Source organism: Dechloromonas sp. HYN0024 (assembly GCF_003441615.1).
Lineage (GTDB): Bacteria > Pseudomonadota > Gammaproteobacteria > Burkholderiales > Rhodocyclaceae > Azonexus.
In genome coordinates this window covers 1078609-1097695 of record NZ_CP031842.1, presented here as the reverse complement: position 1 = coordinate 1097695, position 19087 = coordinate 1078609, and the positions used below count along the sequence as shown (strand labels likewise).

General features: G+C 55.7%; 13 protein-coding genes and 1 pseudogene. 10 read left to right on the top strand and 4 right to left on the bottom strand.

Annotation, left to right across the window (positions count from 1 at the left end):
* Window positions 1–112: 112 nt before the first annotated feature.
* The 6 genes from rho to HYN24_RS05215 all read left to right on the top strand — a co-directional run bounded on the left by rho (window position 113) and on the right by HYN24_RS05215 (window position 7294).
* Window positions 113–1372 (top strand): transcription termination factor Rho, encoded by a 1260-nt coding sequence (gene rho / locus HYN24_RS05240; protein WP_117608275.1) that lies wholly within the window; start codon window positions 113–115, stop codon window positions 1370–1372.
* Between the two features lie 92 nt (window positions 1373–1464).
* On the top strand, window positions 1465–1686 hold the full coding sequence (gene rpmE, locus HYN24_RS05235; RefSeq protein WP_117608274.1) for a 50S ribosomal protein L31: 222 nt from the start codon (window positions 1465–1467) through the stop codon (window positions 1684–1686).
* 60 nt (window positions 1687–1746) lie between these two features.
* Window positions 1747–3381, top strand: a complete 1635-nt coding sequence (locus HYN24_RS05230) for a glycosyltransferase family 39 protein (RefSeq protein ID WP_117608273.1) — start codon at window positions 1747–1749, stop codon at window positions 3379–3381.
* Window positions 3382–3689: 308 nt separating this feature from the next.
* The gene (locus tag HYN24_RS05225) at window positions 3690–5327 is read left to right on the top strand and encodes an ATP-binding protein (RefSeq protein ID WP_162888598.1); all 1638 of its coding nucleotides are present in this window, start codon (window positions 3690–3692) and stop codon (window positions 5325–5327) included.
* Between the two features lie 245 nt (window positions 5328–5572).
* Complete coding sequence (locus HYN24_RS05220; RefSeq protein WP_240327738.1) at window positions 5573–5929, top strand: hypothetical protein; 357 nt, start codon at window positions 5573–5575, stop codon at window positions 5927–5929.
* A gap of 244 nt (window positions 5930–6173) precedes the next feature.
* Window positions 6174–7294, top strand: a protein-coding gene (locus HYN24_RS05215; protein WP_371413211.1) for an IS3 family transposase whose coding sequence is annotated in 2 segments (ribosomal slippage) — window positions 6174–6431 and window positions 6434–7294 — 1119 coding nt in all. Because the reading frame shifts where the segments join, the coding sequence is not laid out codon by codon here.
* A gap of 413 nt (window positions 7295–7707) precedes the next feature.
* On the opposite strand, the gene HYN24_RS05210 is transcribed toward HYN24_RS05215, so the two are convergent.
* The 3 genes and pseudogenes from HYN24_RS05210 to HYN24_RS05200 form a co-directional block, all read right to left on the bottom strand.
* A complete protein-coding gene (locus HYN24_RS05210) occupies window positions 7708–9690 on the bottom strand; it encodes a methyl-accepting chemotaxis protein (protein ID WP_117608271.1) in 1983 nt (660 codons plus the stop codon).
* Window positions 9691–9877: 187 nt separating this feature from the next.
* Window positions 9878–10669 (bottom strand): annotated as a pseudogene (locus tag HYN24_RS05205) (IS3 family transposase); the annotation flags it as partial.
* Window positions 10670–10924: 255 nt separating this feature from the next.
* On the bottom strand, window positions 10925–11539 hold the full coding sequence (locus HYN24_RS05200; protein ID WP_117608269.1) for a tyrosine-type recombinase/integrase: 615 nt from the start codon (window positions 11537–11539) through the stop codon (window positions 10925–10927).
* Between the two features lie 545 nt (window positions 11540–12084).
* Between HYN24_RS05200 and nirB the strand changes: the two genes are divergently transcribed.
* The 4 genes from nirB to HYN24_RS05180 all read left to right on the top strand — a co-directional run bounded on the left by nirB (window position 12085) and on the right by HYN24_RS05180 (window position 17531).
* Entirely contained in the window at window positions 12085–14538 is a 2454-nt protein-coding gene (gene nirB, locus HYN24_RS05195; RefSeq protein WP_117608268.1) for a nitrite reductase large subunit NirB, read from the top strand.
* A gap of 26 nt (window positions 14539–14564) precedes the next feature.
* Complete coding sequence (gene nirD, locus HYN24_RS05190; RefSeq protein WP_117608267.1) at window positions 14565–14876, top strand: nitrite reductase small subunit NirD; 312 nt, start codon at window positions 14565–14567, stop codon at window positions 14874–14876.
* Window positions 14877–14916: 40 nt separating this feature from the next.
* Window positions 14917–15729, top strand: coding sequence for a formate/nitrite transporter family protein (locus HYN24_RS05185; RefSeq protein WP_117608266.1), 813 nt, complete (start codon window positions 14917–14919; stop codon window positions 15727–15729).
* Window positions 15730–15800: 71 nt separating this feature from the next.
* Complete coding sequence (locus HYN24_RS05180) at window positions 15801–17531, top strand: bifunctional protein-serine/threonine kinase/phosphatase (RefSeq protein ID WP_117608265.1); 1731 nt, start codon at window positions 15801–15803, stop codon at window positions 17529–17531.
* A 330-nt stretch (window positions 17532–17861) separates the two neighbouring features.
* On the opposite strand, the gene HYN24_RS05175 is transcribed toward HYN24_RS05180, so the two are convergent.
* Window positions 17862–19022, bottom strand: coding sequence for an IS30 family transposase (locus tag HYN24_RS05175; RefSeq protein ID WP_117608264.1), 1161 nt, complete (start codon window positions 19020–19022; stop codon window positions 17862–17864).
* Window positions 19023–19087: the final 65 nt, after the last annotated feature.

Here is a 19087-nt window from a genome sequence, read left to right as displayed (position 1 = left end):
GCCTCCAGCCAAGCGCCCAGGCATCACTCCCCACCCAAAAGCTATCCAGCTCTTGCGCCCCGGTTTCGGGCAGCAGCCCGGCCCCTAATTGACTGGCGCCACACACTCCTACATGCAACTTTCCGAACTCAAAACACTACACGTCAGCAAATTGCTCGACATGGCCACCGAACTGGCCATCGATAACGCCAACCGGATGCGCAAGATGGAGTTGATCTACGCCATCCTCAAGGCCAAGGCCAAGAATGGCGACACCATCTACGGCGATGGCACGCTGGAAGTCCTTTCCGACGGTTTCGGCTTCCTCCGTTCGGCCGACACCTCCTACCTGGCCAACCCGGATGACATCTACGTCTCTCCGTCACAAGTTCGACGCTTCAACCTGCGCACCGGCGACACCGTTGAAGGTGAGATCCGTACGCCGAAAGATGGCGAGCGCTACGTCGCCCTGACCAAGCTTGATCGCATCAATGGTTTCCCGCCGGAAGCCAACAAGAACAAGATCATGTTCGAGAACCTGACGCCGCTGCATCCGACGCGTCACCTCAAGCTCGAACGCGACATCAAGTCGGAAGAAAACATCACCAGCCGCGTCATCGACATGATCGCCCCGGTCGGTTGCGGCCAGCGCGGCCTTCTCGTCGCCCCGCCGAAGACCGGCAAGACCGTGATGCTGCAGAACATCGCCCACGCCATTACGGCCAACCATCCGGAAGTTGTGCTCATCGTCCTGCTCATCGACGAGCGCCCGGAAGAAGTCACCGAAATGACCCGCACGGTCAAGGGCGAGGTCGTTGCCTCGACCTTCGACGAACCGGCCACCCGCCACGTCGCGGTGGCCGAAATGGTCATCGAGAAGGCCAAGCGTCTGGTCGAACACAAGAAGGATGTGGTCATCCTGCTTGACTCGATCACCCGCCTCGCCCGCGCCTACAACACCGTCCAGCCGGCCTCCGGCAAGGTGCTGACGGGCGGCGTCGACGCCAATGCCCTGCAGAAGCCGAAGCGCTTCTTCGGCGCGGCACGCAACATCGAGGAAGGCGGCTCGCTGACCATCCTCGCCACGGCGCTGATCGACACCGGCTCGCGCATGGACGAAGTGATCTACGAAGAATTCAAGGGTACCGGCAACTCCGAAATCCACCTCGACCGCCGCATGGCCGAGAAGCGGATGTACCCGGCGGTCAACGTCAATCGCTCCGGCACCCGCCGCGAAGAACTCCTGCTCAAGCCCGACGTCCTGCAAAAGATGTGGGTCCTGCGCAAGCTCTGCTACCCGATGGACGATCTCGAAGCCATGGAATTCCTGCTCGACAAGGTCAAATCGACCAAGGGCAACCAGGAATTTTTTGACGCCATGCGCCGCGGCTAACAAAAAATGTTGCAAGCCGGTGATTATTCACCGATAATAACCGGCTTCCCAGATCGGCCACATCCGCCGGTCGCTTGACTAAGGACTAGAAGATGAAAGCCAATATCCATCCGGATTACAACGAAATTCAGGTGACCTGCTCCTGCGGCAGCACCTTCACGACCAAGTCGACCATGAAGAAAGCCCTTCACGTCGAAGTTTGTTCGCTCTGCCACCCGTTCTACACCGGCAAGCAAAAGATCGTCGACACCGCCGGCCGTGTTGAGCGCTTCAACCAGAAGTTCGGCGCCATGCGCGGCAAGGCCGCTGCCTGATCTGCCCGGATTACGGTATAAAAGGCAGCCTGATGGCTGCCTTTTTCATTTCTGGCCGACATGCCTGATTTTCTCGTCCTGATTCGCGACACCCTGCGCCGCGGTATTCGCCTGCCACCGGCTGGCTGGGTGCTCGCCGCCATTCTGGCTTTCTATGTCTTGGCCGGCCTGTTCGGTCGCGACCCGTGGAAGGGCGAGGACGCCATCCATATTGGTGCCGCCTGGCATATGCTGAATTTTGGCGACTGGCTGTCCCCCGACCTGGCCGGCCGCCCCTTCCACGAACCGCCGCTCTATTACTGGAGCGCCGCACTGACCGGCATGCTCTTTGGCAGCTGGTTGCCGCTGCACGAAGCCATGCGCCTGGCCAGTGGCATCTGGGTGGCACTGGCCCTGATGGGACTTTATTACGCCGGCCGCGAACTGTATGGCGAAGATCATGCCGCGGCTAGTCCGCTGCTGCTCGCCGGCAGTGCCGGCCTGCTCTTCCATGCCCACGATGCGCAACCAATGCTGATTGCGCTGGCTGCCTACAGCGGTGCCCTTGGCGGCCTTGCGGCGATTGGCCGCAAGCCCCGCCTGACCGGCATTTTCTATGGCCTCGCCATCGCCGCCTGCCTGCTCGGCACCGGCATCGCGCCGACTCTGCCGCTGCTCGCCATCGCCCCTATCGCCTGGTGGCTCTCGCCCGACCGGCCCAAGGCCTTGCACACCCTGCTCATCGGCTTCGCCATTGCGGCCGTACTTACCCTGCCCTGGCCCCTGCTCCTGCTCAACCTGGAACCGGCCCGCTTCCACGGCTGGCTGGCCACCGAACTGGCACCGCTGAATACACCATTCTCGGTAGTCGGTGGCGGCCGCTTCATCGCCATGCTGCCCTGGTTTGCCTTCCCCGCCTTTCCGCTGGCGATCTGGACGCTACGGCTGCGGCGCCGCGAGATCAAAGCGCCGGCCCAGTTGCTGCCGCTCGTCTTCCTGGTCCTCACCCTGCTATTGCTGGCCTGGGCCTTCCGCCCCCGGCAGATTCCCGCCCTGCTCCTGCTGCCGCCGCTGGCCCTGCTCGCCACGCCCGGCGCGCTGGCCCTGAGGCGCGGCGCAGCCAATGCCTTCGACTGGTTCGCCATGTCCACCTTCAGCCTGTGCATCGGCATTGTCTGGCTGGGCTGGTCGGCCATGGTCCTCGGCTGGCCGGAGCAGATGGCCAAACGGGCCCTCGTCCTGCGCCCCAGTTTCGTCGGCCACTTTGACCTACTGGCGCTGATCATCGGACTGGCAGCCACCGCCTGGTGGGTCTGGCTGATCATCACCGCCCCGCGCTCGCACTACCGCAGCCTGACGCACTGGACACTCGGCTGCACGACGCTGTGGCTACTGGCAACAACCCTGATCCTGCCGTGGTTCGACTTCAACAAGTCTTACCGCCCGGTTGCCCAGGCGATTGCCCAGGCTTTGCCGCCTGACCATGGTTGCTTGGCCGAACGCGCCCTGAACGACACCCAACTTGCCTCGCTGTCCTACTTCGTCGGCATTGAACCGGTCGCCGAAGAATCAAAGGCCGGACAGGCCTGCAACTGGCTATTGGTCGTCGGCGACACCCGGCGCGAACTGGCGGCCCCCAACAGCAAGTGGACCAAGGTCTGGGAAGGCAACCGCCCCGGCGACCGCAAGGAAACATTCCGCCTTTACCGGCACTGACCGAAGGTCCGCTGGGCCCGATATCGCTGCATTCTGATGTGACTGCTCCTCGGCCATTGCGGCCATTGGCCTAATAATCAGTGTCGGGCAGCAATCTGCCGGTAAGCCGTCCCCCATCGGCAACGTGGCTCGAAGGTCAGCTTTCCTGGCTGGCGAAGGCGAACTCTGACCCAAAGCTGAAGTACCCTTTTTGGAGCCGGCGGCAGCAGTGCAGCGAAAGCACCCATCCGGATACTATGGTGAGAACATAGGGTAAGATTGACTTGCGAAATATGGCCTCACCAACTCCCACAACTCCAATTAGCAACATGGCACACCATGCTCTGGGCTGGAGCGTTATCGTCAAGCAAATGCTCGTCGGCGGGATGGCCTACTTTCTCCTCGCCAAGTTTGGAATGGCGCTTTTCTCGCTGCAACCCAGCAATATCACCTTGTTGTGGTTGCCATCGGGAATCGGTCTCCTGATGTGCCTAGCCGGCAGAAACAGGGCGTTACCTTTCATCTTCCTTGCAAGTTTCGCCGCAAATTTCCACGGCATGGCATTGCCATCCCTGGGCCTGCAAATACTGCATACCATGATTGCAGCCTTTGCGGATTCTTTCGCTGCCTGGTTTGCGGCATTCATGTTGCGTCGCCACCTGCCATTTGGCCTGTCGAGGCCGTTTGATTTGATTCCATTTACGGTCTTTGTCTGTGTCATCCCTACGCTGGTTTCGGCTTCCTTCCTGGCAGGCAATCTGGCGCTGGGGGGCTACATTGCGTGGACGCAAACGGTGAATTTCATACTGATGCTGCTTGTGGCGGATAGCCTTGGAATCCTGCTTTGCTATCCCATGCTGGAGGCTTGGAAAAAGCAGCATCGAATTACCTCCGCTGAAATCCTGCCTTGGCTGTTGCTGACCGTCGGAATATTGACGATTGTCCATCTGGCGTTTGCTTGGATGCACGCCATGATCTTCCTGCTTATCCCGGCTTTTTTGTACATGGTTTTCAGAAAGGGCCATGTGGGAGAGCACCTGACCCTGACCATGGCCGCGTGCCTGATCGTCGCCGAAGCTTCGCACAACCTGGGCCCCTTCCAAATTGCCAATGCCGAGCTAGGCCGGCAGATGCTGGTATTTTTTCTGTTCTCTACCGCGATGACAGTGACCGGCATGTGGCTACAGCAGCAGCAACTCCTCGCCAAGCAAGCCCTGATTGAAGACCAGAACGTGCAACTCTCCCAAGCCAAGGAAGCCGCAGAGGCCGCCAACATCGCCAAGAGCAACTTCCTGGCAAACCTGAGCCATGAAATGCGCACACCATTGCACCAGATACATGGCATGGCTCAACTTGTAGGTAGGGAACCGCTGTCACAAAAGCAAATGGACAGGCTTCACAAACTGGAAGTCTCCTGCGTCCGCATGACGGATCTTGTTGATGCGATTTTGGAGTTCACGCGCATCGATTCCGGCATGACAGCCGCGCAGGAAGCGCCGTTTGCACTTGAAGACCTTTTAAGCGGCGTGGCCTCGATGGTTGAAGAACAGGCCGCCAGCAAACAGTTACGGCTCATGGTCGAAAGTACTGACTTCCCAAGCCGTATGATCGGCGATGTGCGCCTAATCAGAATGGCCTTGTTCAATTACGCCAACAATGCCGTCCGATTTACGGAGCATGGCAGCGTAATATTGCGGGCCCAACTGATTGAAGAGAACGCGCTGTTGGGGGTCGTTCGTTTCGAGGTGGAAGACACAGGCATCGGCATTTCGCCAGAGAATGTCACACGTTTGTTTTCAGTCTTCGAACAGGTTGATAACTCACCAACGCGCAAATTTGGCGGCCTGGGTGTCGGGTTGGCAATGACCCGAAAAATTGCGGTGGTGATGTCCGGCGATGCCGGTTGCGAGAGTATCCCCGGCAAGGGCAGCATATTCTGGTTTACGGTCAGGTTGCGGAGAGAGTGATTTGAGTGGCAGGCCGATTTTTTGCCTGTCATTGAACCGCGCATGATTTGAAGGGCAGCATGAGGTCGGTTGCACGCGTAGGTTGAAGAAGTTGTGACGTCTCTTCCCAGCCTATTTCCGCCATGGCCAGTGAAAACCTGACACGCGGGTCATGGCCTACAGCACGCTTAAGTCATCCTACCCCAGAGCAGCCATTCCCTTGCTGGCAGAACATATGACTCCGATCAACAACCAAGGAGTCAAAGATGGAAACCATTAACAAACGCGAAGCTTGGAACCAGGGAAAGCTCCTCGGCCAGAAGCCACCGCTTACGCCCAAGGATATCTGGGCCATCCGCCTCCACCTCCAGAATGCACATGCGGTCCGGGACCTCGCTATGTTCAACTTAGCCATCGACAGCAAGATTGCGTGGCTGCGATCTTGTCAGTTTGCGGGTGCGCGACATCACCCACGGGAACCCGGTGCTATCCCGTGCCAAGGTGATGCAGAGAAAAACGCAGCGGCCAGTGCAGTTCGAACTGACGGAGCCAACAAGGGCAGCGGTGTCCGCCTGGCTGGAAAAATCTCACCTGCGAAGCGATCAGTTCCTGTTTCCAAGTAGGGTTGCAAAGTCACCCCCATGTCTCAACGCGCCAATATGCACGGATCGTCGGCCACTGGGCAAAGTCTGCCGGCTTGGACTCGTCGGCCTACGGGACGCATTCCATGCGGAGAACCAAGGCTACCCTGATCTACAAGCGCACGAAAAGCCTGCGGGCCGTTCAGTTATGACTTGGCTGAGGTGCCCCCCATAAACAGTGCCACGGGGAATTTAGTAAAGTCCGTTTTCGAGAAGGAGAATGGACTTGAAGAAGCGGTTTTCAGAAGAGCAGATCATCGGCTTTTTGCAGCAGGCAGAAGCCGGCATACCGATCAAGGAACTGTGTCGGCAACATGGCTTCAGTGACGGATCGTTCTACAACTGGCGAGCGAAGTTCGGCGGCATGTCGGTTCCAGATGCCAAGCGTCTGAAGGAATTAGAGGCCGAGAACGGTCGGCTTAAACGTCTGCTGGCCGAATCGATCCTCGATGCGGAGGCACTCAAGGCTGCTTTAGGCCGAAAACGCTGAGCCCCCAGCAAAAGCGTGAGGCAGTCATGGTGATGCGTGAATCGACAACGATTTCCGAGCGCCGTGCCTGCCTGCTGGTGGGTTTGTCGCGCACGGTCCTGCATTACGAATCGACGGCACAGCCAGAGAATGAGCAATTGCAGGCAAGACTGGTTGAGCTAGCCAGCGAGCGTCGCCGGTTCGGCTATCGCCGTCTGCATGCCTTGGTTCGCCGTGAGGGCGTTCAGGTCAATCACAAGCGTATCTATCGCCTCTACAGCGATGCCGGCCTATCGGTTCGGCGCCGCAAGAAGCGACATGGTGTGGCCGTCGAGCGGCAGGCGCTGGAATTGCCGTCCTCACCGAACCAGGTCTGGTCGATGGATTTTGTCAGTGACGCATTAGCCAATGGCCGCCGGATCAAGGTGCTGACCATCGTCGATGACTTCAGCAAGGAGGCCATCGATCTCGCTGTCGATTTCGGAATATCGGGACATTACGTGACCCGGGTGCTCGATCAGGCTGCGCGTTTCAGGGGCTATCCCAAGGCGATCCGGACCGATCAGGGACCGGAATTCACCGGCAAGGCGTTGGACCAATGGGCCTACCAGCACGGCGTGCAGCTCAAGCTGATCCAGGCTGGCAAACCGACGCAGAATGCGTTCATCGAGAGCTTCAACGGCAGGTTTCGGGATGAATGCCTGAACGACCATTGGTTTACGAGCTTGCCTCAGGCTCGTATCCTGATTGCCGCTTGGCGCCGCGACTACAACCAGCATCGGCCGCATAGCTCACTGGATTACCTGACGCCCGCAGAGTTTGCAGCCAAGCACCGATCCAGTGATCCCGACGATCCTGTCGGGAAAGGATGTCTTTAGAAGTGCAAACCAAGGACTTTTACTAAAACGCCCTTGGCACTAAATCCGGGGGCACCTCACTTTTAAATAGCCAGGCTGCCAAATCTCATGAACATATCCGCTGACCGCCCAATCGGTCAAAAGCAGCTTGTTATAGCATTCGATGAGCCGTAATTCGAGTTGTTGTTTCACTTTTGGGTTTGGCCAGATATCTGATGCAAATTATTGCCAGAGCAAGATTGATTCATGAAATGCCGCAATGGCTGCATCCCAAGATACAAATGTTGATGTGCTGAACGGCATTTTTCTGAAGCGATTAATTCCCCCTCCGCCAGCCAGAGTTCTACATTTTCCGGAAAAATTTGCCTCAATTCCCCAATCCTCCCCGACGGGAGGTAGGATGGGTGGGCGCTTGAGTCAAACTCCTGCATTATCTAGACTTTGTATACGGAGACAGCAGTTCGAAGCTCGATAGACAAGCAGTCCAATTGTGTGGCCGTTTGGCTATTGGCGTTAGCCTCTATATTGTTGCTCTCAGTCATCTGAGCAATTTTTTCTACGCTCACTGCTATTTCCCGAATGGCTGAATCTTGTTCGCCAAGTGCGGATGAAATGTTCTGCACGTTCCCAGCTACCTCGCGTGAACCTTGTTCGATTTGGTGCAGTGCTTTCTCTGTGCGATTGACCAGAGCCAAACTTGCGTCAGCTTGTTCGTTGGCTTGAGCCATGGCACTCACTGCGCCCTCAATTCCATCCTGAATTTCGCTAATCAAACCACTGATTTCGCCCGTTGCTAACCCAGTACGTTCCGCAAGTTTCCTGACCTCGTCAGCAACGACGGCAAAGCCCCGCCCCTGCTCCCCTGCACGGGCAGCTTCAATGGCGGCATTTAGTGCTAGTAGATTGGTTTGATCTGCTATATCCCTGATGACTTGTATAATGTGACCAATCTTCTTTGAGCTTTGATCGAGTAGCTTAACGCTAGATCCAGATTCTCCAATCAAGCGTGCAACGAGGGTCATGTTATGCACTGTTTCAAGCATGACGGCGAGCGCATTTTCGGTGTCTTCGCGCGCACTATTAACTACACACGCCACAGTATGGGCATGTGTAGATGTTTCACCAATACTCACAGATGATTGCTCAACGGCGGCTGCAACTGCCTCAGTAGCACTTGACTGAATAAAAGAGCTTTCGCCGACATGTTGGCTCGATAAGGATAGGTCATGAGCTACGCGGGTAATTTGGTCGCTTGAGCGCTTAGTGTCTACAATAATGTTCCGGAATTTGCTTACAAGTTGGTTGAAAGCTTTGGCGGCTCGCACCACTTCGCTAGCACCATATTCTGGAACCGTCCCGCTAAAGTCATTATTGGCAATCGATATCTCAGCAAAGCTGGCCATTTCACGTAAAGGAACTCCTATACTACGGGCAACCCAGAGGGACACGAGGGCCGTCAAAATTATTGCTAAAATCCCAAGCGTGAGTGTCGCAAGAAATGCAGTTCGACTGGCCTGTAATAGTTCCTCTGCTTCAGCCTCAATGGCTGCAGTGATTAGTTTCTCGGTTTCATACATGCCATCAATCTTGGACGTCATAGTCTTGAACCATGCGCCAGGTTCAACGCCAAAACCACCTTGTAGCGAATTATTTATCAACACTGATCGTAATCGCGCTACCTCTTTGGCAGCATCCCCCGACATAACGGATTCCAGCGCAGCCCTTTCCGCAGCGCCCGCAATGCTCCGGAAGTCGTTTAGGTAAGCATCCTGTTGATGGAAACGGGAAAGAATCTCCATCAGTTGCGGTAGATCTACCCGATCGGCGGCGAAGGCTGCTGTTACCAGTGCTCGCTCCTGACCTGCACTTTCTTTTGCTCGAACAAAGCTCAGGTAGGCGATCATCTTCTTTGAAATCAGGGCATTATGATTAAAATCAACACCCAAATTCATGCTGCCAATCAGATTGCCAATCGCTTTCGTGTAATAGGCGATTTCATCGGGCACAGGCAACGCTAGCTGGTTGGCACTTTCTCGCAAACTGGATATGTCATACAAACTTCTTTGAGACTCGGAGAGCGATTTTGCTAGCGCCGGCATCACATTTGAATCGATGTTGTCAGCCTTTTGTTTATAGATCTCTAGAAGATTGTCGGTCTTTTCTCGGACACTTGGCAGAACATCTGCAAATTTACGCCCTTTCGATTGAAGATATCCAGCAGTCGATCCGCGCTCAACTTGAAGGGTATGGATCAGGTTACCTGCGCGGACAGAAACCTCCATGAGATGGAGCGTCTGTCGACTATTTTTATAAGCCACGTATGCCTGCTGGACTTGCAGGGCCGCCGAAAGAATCAATCCAATTAACGGCATTGCAACCAGCAAAATCATCCGCTGGAATACGGACGTTGAATTCATTTTCTGACTACCTGATTAGGATTGATCGTAATTGGTTATTGTTGAATCTCAGAATGCACATCACCAGACTACAAGAGTTCCAAGGAGATTCTTTGCTTAATATTAAAAATTCTACAAGTGTGACAAACAGAGGTGGCCCCGCGCAGTTGGACAGAAATTCGGTTTTCTTAAGTGATTTCTCTGCGGGTTAAGCCGCTGCGGCGAGCAGCGGCTGGTTGAAGTAAGCCGTATCCGGGGTGAGCCCGTCAAGGGATGAATGCGGGCGGCGCCGATTGTAGAAATCGAAATAGCGCGCCAGCGCCTGCCTGACATCAGAAACGGTCTCGTAGCCGTGTAGGTAGATCTCCTCATACTTGACCGATTTCCAGAGTCGCTCAACGAAGACGTTGTCCCGCCAACAGCCCTTGCCATCCATGCTGACCTGAATGCTGTGTTCCTGAAGCAGGCTGATGAAGGCCGAGCTGGTGAATTGGCTGCCTTGGTCTGTATTCATGATTTCCGGTGAGCCATATTTCATGATTGCTTCTTCCATTGCATCGACGCATGGATCGGCCGTCAGGCTGTTCGATAGGCGCCAAGCCAGTACCCGACGGGTCGCCCAGTCGAGCACCGCGCTCAGATAGACGAAACCCCGGCGCATGGGGATGTAGGTCGTATCCATCGCCCAGACCTGATTCGGACGGTCGATGGTCAAACTGCGCAGCAGGTAGGGGTAGATGCGGTGCGCCTGGTTGCGCCGACTGGTATTGGCCTTTCGGTAAATGGCCTGGATGTCGAGTTTCTTCATCAGCGTGCTGACATGCTTTCGGCCGATCTCATGCCCCTCCAGCTTGAGCATGTCGCGGAGCATCCGTGCCCCGGCAAAGGGATGTTCCAGATGCAGTTCATCGATCCGTCGCATCAGTTTCAGATCGCTCTCTGACGTCGGCTGCGCCTGGTAATAGACCGAGGATCGCGACAGTTCGAGCAACTGGGCTTGCCAGCTAGCAGTTATTCAGGAGCAGAAACGCGCAAGTTGTTGCTATTAGTGCGGATACGATGGAATCACAAGGATGCTAAATGACGTGAGAGTATCCCGTTCGGTTCTCAGTAGCAATTGCGAATCACACAGACCGCTTCAGTGTCTGCTAATGAGAAAATTCTCGGGTGGCCGGTCATGGCCGAAAGCTCCTATTGATGAGCCTGCCGCAAAGCGGTCGCACGTTTTAGCCGTCCGACCGCCTGGGACTGGTATTTAAATTTCAGTCTGCTCCGAGATTTCTAGCGCGTCATCCACCTCAATACCAAGATATCGAACGGTGCTCTCCAGCTTGCTATGCCCGAGCAGCAGTTGAACCGCACGCAGATTTTTCGTTCTCTTGTAAATCAGCGTTGCCTTGGTTCGCCGCATGGTGTGCGTGCCATAGACAGTCGAATCGAGCCCAACAGCAGCGACCCATTGATGGACGATTCGGGCGTACTGTCGGGTCGAAACATGGGGCGAATTGGATAGCCGACTAGGGAACAAAAAATGTTCGGACTTCAGCCCCGCTTTCGTGATCCAGGCGGCAACAGCACCCCTGGTTGGCTCTGTCAGCTCAAACTGCACTGGCCGTTGGGTTTTTCGTTGAACAACCATCGCTCTCGCGAGTATCTGATTGCCGTGTGAGATATCACGAACGCGCAAATTCACAAGATCGCAGCCTCGCAGCTTGCTATCAATTGCCAGGTTGAACATAGCAAGGTCTCGAACCTGATGGGCGTTCTGTAGGTAAATTCGGATCGCCCAGATGTCCTTTGGCTTCAGCGGTGGCTTCTGGCCGACTAGCGTGCCTTTATTCCAAGGCTCCCGGTGTTGATCGGATTCCATGTCAGACTCCTTCTGTTGTTGATCGGAGTTTGATTGTTATCCTGCGGGTCCAACGTCGGCTTACTGGCGGAGATGCGTACTCACACAATCGGCCATAACCCGCCAGTGGATTTTCTGCTCCAATCCGGCCATTCAAATTCGCAGTCGCTCCAAGCAGCCATTGGCCCGAGGGTGGCGAAATTTTCTACCTAGCTGTCAGCAATGCAGTGTCGAGCCGTTCACGGTTCCATAAGCTGGATGTTTGAGGGGCTGCATATTGAGTCAACCTGCCACTCCAACGTGGCTGGATTTTATCCATGCGCGCCCCAGACTCCGCACAAATTTGGTGTTGTCGGCACAACAACGGTGCGTAACACTTGAGTTAGATTAATTAAACACTCATGTAATCAATCTATTGTTTGCTTGGCGTGCTAATTGCTTTGTTTTAAATTAGTAGCGAAAAGCCACCAGTGAGGGTGACTTGGCCAGATAGGTCTTTTGTGACAACGATGTCATGCGCTGAAATAATTTTTGCACCTTTGGTGCGCGCAACGTTGGAGTCACACATGAGCAAACCTCGTCTCGTCCTCATCGGTAACGGCATGGCCGGTGTTCGCACCGTGGAAGAACTGCTGAAGATCAAGCCGGATCATTACGACATCACGATCTTTGGTGCTGAACCGCACCCGAACTACAACCGCATCCTGCTTTCACCGGTGCTCGCCGGTGAAATGACCATTTCGGAAATCGTCCTCAACGAACTCGACTGGTACAAGGAAAAGGGCATCAAGCTCCATACCGGCAAAAACATCGCCAAGATCGACCGCGTCAAGCGCAAGGTGATTGCAGATGACGGTACCGAGGAAGAATACGACCGCTTGCTGGTGGCGACTGGTTCGACCCCGTTCATGTTGCCGATTCCGGGTAATGATCTGCCCGGCGTCATTGGTTATCGCGACATCAAGGATACCGACGAGATGATCGAAGCCGCCAAGCTGCACAAGCATGCAGTGGTGATCGGTGGCGGTCTGCTCGGTCTGGAAGCGGCCAACGGCCTCAAACTGCGCGGCATGGATGTGACTGTGATCCACCTCGGCCCGTGGCTGCTGGAGCGCCAGCTTGATGAAATCGCCGGCAAGATGCTGCAGAAATCGCTGGAAGATAAGGGTTTGAAATTTCTGCTGCAGAAACAAACTGAAGCCTTGATACAGGGCGAATCCGGTCGCGTTGCCGCAATTCGTTTCAAGGACGGCATGCAGATTCCGGCGGATTTGGTGGTCATGGCTGCTGGCATCCGCCCGAATTACTCGCTGGCCGAAGCATCAGGTATCTATTGCAATCGTGGCATTGTGGTCAATGACACGATGCAGACCTACGATCCGAAAGTTTATGCAGTTGGTGAGTGTGTCAGCCATCGCGGCATCGCCTATGGTCTGGTCGCGCCGCTCTTTGAACAAGCCAAGGTTGCCGCGAATCATCTGGCGGGCTACGGCATCGGCCGTTACACCGGCTCGGTGACCTCGACTAAATTGAAAGTTACCGGTATCGACCTGTTCTCGGCCGGCAACTATATGGGCGGCGAGGATACCGAAGAAATCGTTCTCAACGACCCGTATGGTGGCGTGTACAAAAAACTGGTGATCAAGGACAACAAGCTGGTCGGCGGCGTCATGTATGGTGACACGGCGGATGGCCCGTGGTACTTCCAGCTGCTCAAGGATGGCCGTGATATTCACGACATCCGTGATCAACTGATTTTCGGCCAGTCATTGGTTGGCGACGTGGGCCATGCCGGCAACAGCAAGGCCGCTTCGATGGCTGACAGCGCCGAGGTTTGCGGCTGTAACGGCATCACCAAGGGCACCATCGTCCAGGCGATCAAGGCCAATGGCCTCTTTACGCTGGACGAGGTAAAGAAGCACACCAAGGCGGCGTCCTCCTGCGGCTCCTGTGCCGGCCTCGTTGAACAGATTCTGGCTTCGACCATCGGTGGTGCTTACACCCCTGCAGCTTCTGACAAGAAGCCGATCTGCGGTTGTACCGATCATTCGCACAAGATGGTGCGCGATGCCATCCTCAACCAGCACCTGACCAGTAAGGAATCTGTCTTCATGTCGCTGGAGTGGAAAACGCCGAACGGTTGCGACAAGTGCCGCCCGGCGGTGAACTACTACCTGATTTCGACCTGGCCGCACGAAGCCAAGGACGATCCGCAGTCGCGCTTCATCAATGAACGCGCCCACGCCAACATTCAGAAGGACGGCACCTATTCGGTTGTGCCGCGTATGTGGGGTGGCCTGACGACCCCAAACGAGTTGCGTGCCATCGCCGATGCCGCCGAGAAGTACAACGTGCCGACCGTGAAAGTAACGGGCGGCCAGCGGATTGACCTGCTCGGCGTCAAGAAGGAAGACCTGCCGAAAATGTGGGCTGACCTTAACGCCGCCGGCATGGTTTCCGGCCACGCTTACGGCAAGTCGATCCGCACCGTGAAGACCTGCGTCGGCATGGAGCATTGCCGTTTCGGCACACAGCTGGCGATGTCGATGGGCGTCAAGCTTGAGAAGATGTTGTTTGACATGTACGCCCCGCACAAGGTCAAGCTGGCGGTTTCTGGTTGCCCGCGCAACTGCGCCGAGGCTGGCATCAAGGACGTTGGCATCATCGGCGTCGATTCCGGCTACGAGTTGTACATCGCCGGCAACGGCGGGATCAAGACCGAAGTCGCGCAGTTCCTGTGCAAGGTGACGTCGGACGAGGAGGTGATGGAATATTCCGGCGCCTTCCTGCAACTGTACCGGGTTGAGGGCTGGTATCTGGAACGCACCTGTCATTACCTGGAGCGCGTCGGCATGGATTACGTCAAGGGCAAGATTGTTGAGGATGAAGAAGGCCGCAAGGCGCTCTACGCCAGCCTGCTCGACTCACTGAAAGATGCCAAAGACCCGTGGGCGACGTCGCGCGAGCCGGAAGCAATCAAACAATTCATCCCCATCGTGCCGGTTGCGGTCAACGCCTGAAAATTGCCAAAAATCGAGGAATAAAAATGAGTAACTGGAAACTGATTTGCCCGCTGGAAGACATCCCACAACTCGGCTCGCGCATCGTCAAGCCGGCGACTGGTGGCGACATTGCCATCTTCCGTACCTCCGATGACCAGGTCTTCGCCATGCACGACAAATGTCCGCACAAGGGCGGCCCGTTGTCGCAAGGCATCGTCCACGGCAAGCGCGTGACTTGCCCGTTGCACGGCTGGAATATCGGTCTGGAAGACGGCCATGCTGTCGCGCCGGATGTTGGTTCCTGCACCAAATTCGAAGTGAAGCTGGAAAACGGCCAGGTTTTCCTGGCGGTTTGAAGCAAACATAAAAACATAAACTTAATTAGAGAGAATAACCATGGCCTATCTAGCACCTAGCGAATTCGTCACCAAAATGATCGACGCCGGCGAATCAAAAATCTTCATGTCCACCCGCGATACCCTGATTCGCGCCTTCATGGCCGGCGCCATTCTTAATCTCGCGGCAGCCTTTGCAGTTACTGTCACGGTTCAGACCGGCCAGCCACTGGTCGGTGCGATGCTCTTCCCGGTTGGTTTTATCATGCTTTACCTGCTCGGTTTCGATCTGCTCACCGGGGTGTTCACGCTCTGCCCGCTGGCCCTGATCGACAAACGCCCCGGCGTCACCATGAAGGGTATCCTGCGCACCTGGGGGCTGGTATTTACCGGTAACTTTGCCGGTTCACTGACAGTGGCGGTGCTTATGGTGATCGTCTGGACCTTCGGTTTCTCAGAGGCACCCAATGCCATCGCGCAAAAAATCGGCCATATTGGTGAGGGTCGTACCCTTGGCTACTCGGCACACGGCACCGCCGGCATGCTGACTATCTTTACCCGTGGCGTGCTGTGCAACTGGATGGTATCGACCGGCGTTGTCTGCGCGATGATTTGTACCAATGTCTCGGGCAAGATCATGGCCATGTGGATGCCGATCATGGTCTTCTTCTACATGGGTTTTGAGCACTCCGTCGTCAATATGTTCCTCTTTCCTACCGGTTTGATGATGGGTGGTAACTTCACGCTAATGGATTACCTGATTTGGAACGAGCTCCCGACCGCGCTGGGTAATCTCGTTGGTGGTTTGTTTTTTGTTGGCCTGACGATGTATTCGACTCACGTTCGTACCGCACCGAAGCGTAACGCCTACTAATCTGTCGGCTGTATTTCAAGACCCCTGCCCGTGAAGGACAGGGGTTTTTCCATTCTTTTTTCGCTGATCTCATGAGCCGCCAACTAAAAATCACCGCCGGGCAGTATTCCGCTAAAGGTCGCAAGGAAATCAATCAGGATTTCCATGGCGTGCTCGTGCCCAGTGGGCCGCAACTCGCCAGCAAGGGCATTGCCATTGCGTTGGCTGACGGCATCAGCAGCAGCGATGTCAGCCAGGAGGCGGCGCAGGCGGCGGTTACTGCTTTTCTCGAAGATTATTACTGCACTTCGGATGCATGGTCGGTCAAAACCTCGGCTGAACATGTGCTGGGCGCCACCAATTCCTGGCTCTATTCGCAGACCCAGCAAAGCCAGCACCGCTACAACCGCGAGCGCGGCTATGTCTGCACCTTCAGCGGCATTATCATCAAGTCGCGCACGGCGCATCTGTTTCATGTCGGTGATGCCCGCATCTACCGCCTGCGCGGAACAGCGCTTGAGCAGCTGACCGAGGACCATCGCGTCCGCGTTTCATCAGCGCAGAGCTATCTGGCGCGTGCCATGGGTATGGATAAGAAGGTTGAAGTTGATTACCAGGCGATTCCGCTGGAGGAGGGCGAGCTGCTGGTGCTGGCGACTGATGGTGTTTATGAGTTCATTGATGCAGCTTGCGTCGCGGCGGCTATCGAAGGTCGTGCCGGCAATTTCGATCTGGCGGCCAAAGCCGTTGTCGAAGAAGCCTTGAAGCGAGGCAGCGGCGACAACCTGACGATTCAGATCATCCGTATCGACGAACTGCCAACGCCCGAATCCAACGAAATGTTCCGCCAGCTCTCTGAATTGCCTTTCCCGCCGCAACTCGATGCGCGGATGGATTTCGACGGCTACCGGATCGTGCGCGAAATTAAGGGTAGTGCGCGCAGCCACATCTATCTGGCGATCGATAGCGAAACTGGCGAAAACGTCGTAATCAAGACGCCCTCGGTCGACTTGCAAGCCAACCCGGCTTATCTCGAACGCTTTCTGATGGAAGAGTGGATCGCCCGGCGCATCAACAGCCCGCACGTGCTCAAGCCATGCTCGCAAACGCGCAAACGCAACTACATCTACGTTGTTACCGAATACATCGAAGGCCAGACCCTCGCCCAATGGATGATTGACAACCCCAAGCCAGACCTGCCCACCGTGCGCGGCCTCATCGAACAGATCGCCAAAGGCCTGCAGGCCTTCCACCGCCTCGAAATGGTCTATCAGGATCTGAAGCCTGACAACATCATGATCGACAGCACCGGCACGGTGAAGATCATCGATTTCGGCGCAACGCGGGTTGCCGGCGTCATGGAAATTGCCACACCCATCGAACAGATCAACTTGCTCGGCTCTGCCGCCTACGCCGCGCCGGAATATTTCCTCGGCGAAAACGGCTCGTCGCGCTCAGACATCTTCTCGCTCGGTGTCATCGCCTACCAGATGCTTTCCGGTAAGCTACCCTACGGCGTCGAAGTTGCCAAATCGCGGACTAAGGCAGCACAAAGGAAGCTCGCTTATCAAACCGTCCTCAACGAAGAGCGCGAAATTCCCGCTTGGATTGACGATGCCATTCGCAAGGCTGTCGAACCCGCCCCATTCGCTCGTTACGAGGTGCTCTCCGAATTCGTCTTCGACCTGCATCACCCGAACCAGGAGTTTCTAAATAAAACCAAACCGCCGCTGATCGAACGCAATCCGGTGATCTTTTGGAAGAGCGTTTCCTTTGTGCTGTTTTTGGCGTTGGTTGGCGTCAGCGCCGTACGTTTTCACTGAATTGACGGTTTTGCCACTGCGCTGGCAGGTATGGCTTGATACTCCATTTTGCCAACGCATGTAGCGGTGTGAGGAATCGCAGGCTATCCCGCATTTGTACTCTCACGACTCAAAAATAATTATATCGGGGTAAAACAGAGAAAATTTCCAGTACGGCATGTGCCGCGTCCCCCCGGCCATTCAAACCCTGCTAGCGACAGCAACCGCTGCGTAGGAGCTGATAAAGGGGGCGAAACCAGCAATCCCGATTCAATGGCCGCTTTCCATTTTTATGCCTCCTAGCCAAGGACTGTTTTCATTTTCGTCCAACGTCAGCTCAGGGTTGCGGATTCAACCGGTGGATGCAACGGTTTGGTAAAAACGTTGTGCCGGTGTTTCGTAGTTTAGTGTTTTCCGAGGGCGCTCATTCAGTTTCCGGGCAATGGCACTCAGCTTCGCTTGCGAATAGGGGGACAGGTCAATTCCCTTTGGGAAAAACTGGCGCAACAGTCCATTTGTATTCTCATTCGTTCCACGTTGCCAAGGGTGATGGGGGTCGCAGAAATAGACTTGGATATCCGTCGCCAGCGTGAATCGCTTGTGGCCAGCCATTTCCTTGCCCCGGTCCCAGGTCAGCGATTTGTAGAGCTCTTGCGGCAACTTACGAGCGTTTTTGATCAGGGCGTTGGTGACGGTCCCGGTATCTTTGCCGGAGAGCTTGACCAGCATCAGGTAGCGCGATTGACGTTCGACGAGCGTCGCAATCTGACTGTTCTTGCTGCCGCACAGCAGATCACCTTCCCAGTGCCCCGGCACCGCCCGATCATCAGCCGTGGCCGGCCGTTCGCTGATTGACACAGCATCGACGATTCGGCCGTGATCGCCAGTCTTTTGTGTGTGATGGCGAGAGCGGCGCATGGCTCGCGTCCGCCGCAAATACGCCAGCAACTCCTTCTTCAGAGCGCCTCGGGTTTGAATATAGAGGGTGCGATAGATAGTCTCGTGTGACACCTGATGACTCGCATTGTCTGGGTTGGTCCGCTTGAGCCAGCCAGCAATCTGTTCTGGTGACCACAGCGAATGCAGCTTGTTCGCCACTATATGCGCCAGCTCAGGGTTCTCAGCCAGTTTGCAAGGCTTGGGGCGAAGTGCCCGAGCCCAGGTTGCCTGGTCGGCTTGAGTCGCTCGGTAACACTCCCGGCCACCATTGCGGTTGACTTCACGACTGACGGTGGACGGCGCTCTCCTCAATTGAGTAGCGAGCGCACGGATGGAACAGCCCGCAACTAAACCTCGCGAAATATCTTCCCGGTCGGAAAGTGTCAATGCCCGTTTGGAGCGACATCGCAGTGCCGGAGTTATCCCGCCAGTCTCGGCCAGGATTCCCTGAACCGATGAGTGATTTCGATCAAAGAGCTGGGCGATTTGTTGTAGTGAGTCGCCCTTGCGCCAGCGTTCCCACATCAGCGCCTTCTGGCTATCCGTGTAATAGATCCGGGTTCTCTGTTTCATTGGCAACACTCCTTCTGCTTACGCAGATTCTAGTGTGTTGCATCCACCGGTTGAATCCGCAGTAC

Excerpts from the sequence above, each read along its gene's own strand:
- rpmE (WP_117608274.1), top strand. The coding sequence starts at position 1,465 with ATGAAAGCCAATATCCATCCGGATTACAACGAAATTCAGGTGACCTGC.
- HYN24_RS05175 (WP_117608264.1), bottom strand. The coding sequence starts at position 19,022 with ATGAAACAGAGAACCCGGATCTATTACACGGATAGCCAGAAGGCGCTG.
- HYN24_RS05225 (WP_162888598.1), top strand. The coding sequence starts at position 3,690 with ATGGCACACCATGCTCTGGGCTGGAGCGTTATCGTCAAGCAAATGCTC.
- HYN24_RS05180 (WP_117608265.1), top strand. The coding sequence starts at position 15,801 with ATGAGCCGCCAACTAAAAATCACCGCCGGGCAGTATTCCGCTAAAGGT.
- nirD (WP_117608267.1), top strand. The coding sequence starts at position 14,565 with ATGAGTAACTGGAAACTGATTTGCCCGCTGGAAGACATCCCACAACTC.
- HYN24_RS05200 (WP_117608269.1), bottom strand. The coding sequence starts at position 11,539 with ATGGAATCCGATCAACACCGGGAGCCTTGGAATAAAGGCACGCTAGTC.
- HYN24_RS05210 (WP_117608271.1), bottom strand. The coding sequence starts at position 9,690 with ATGAATTCAACGTCCGTATTCCAGCGGATGATTTTGCTGGTTGCAATG.
- HYN24_RS05185 (WP_117608266.1), top strand. The coding sequence starts at position 14,917 with ATGGCCTATCTAGCACCTAGCGAATTCGTCACCAAAATGATCGACGCC.
- HYN24_RS05230 (WP_117608273.1), top strand. The coding sequence starts at position 1,747 with ATGCCTGATTTTCTCGTCCTGATTCGCGACACCCTGCGCCGCGGTATT.
- rho (WP_117608275.1), top strand. The coding sequence starts at position 113 with ATGCAACTTTCCGAACTCAAAACACTACACGTCAGCAAATTGCTCGAC.
- HYN24_RS05220 (WP_240327738.1), top strand. The coding sequence starts at position 5,573 with ATGGAAACCATTAACAAACGCGAAGCTTGGAACCAGGGAAAGCTCCTC.
- nirB (WP_117608268.1), top strand. The coding sequence starts at position 12,085 with ATGAGCAAACCTCGTCTCGTCCTCATCGGTAACGGCATGGCCGGTGTT.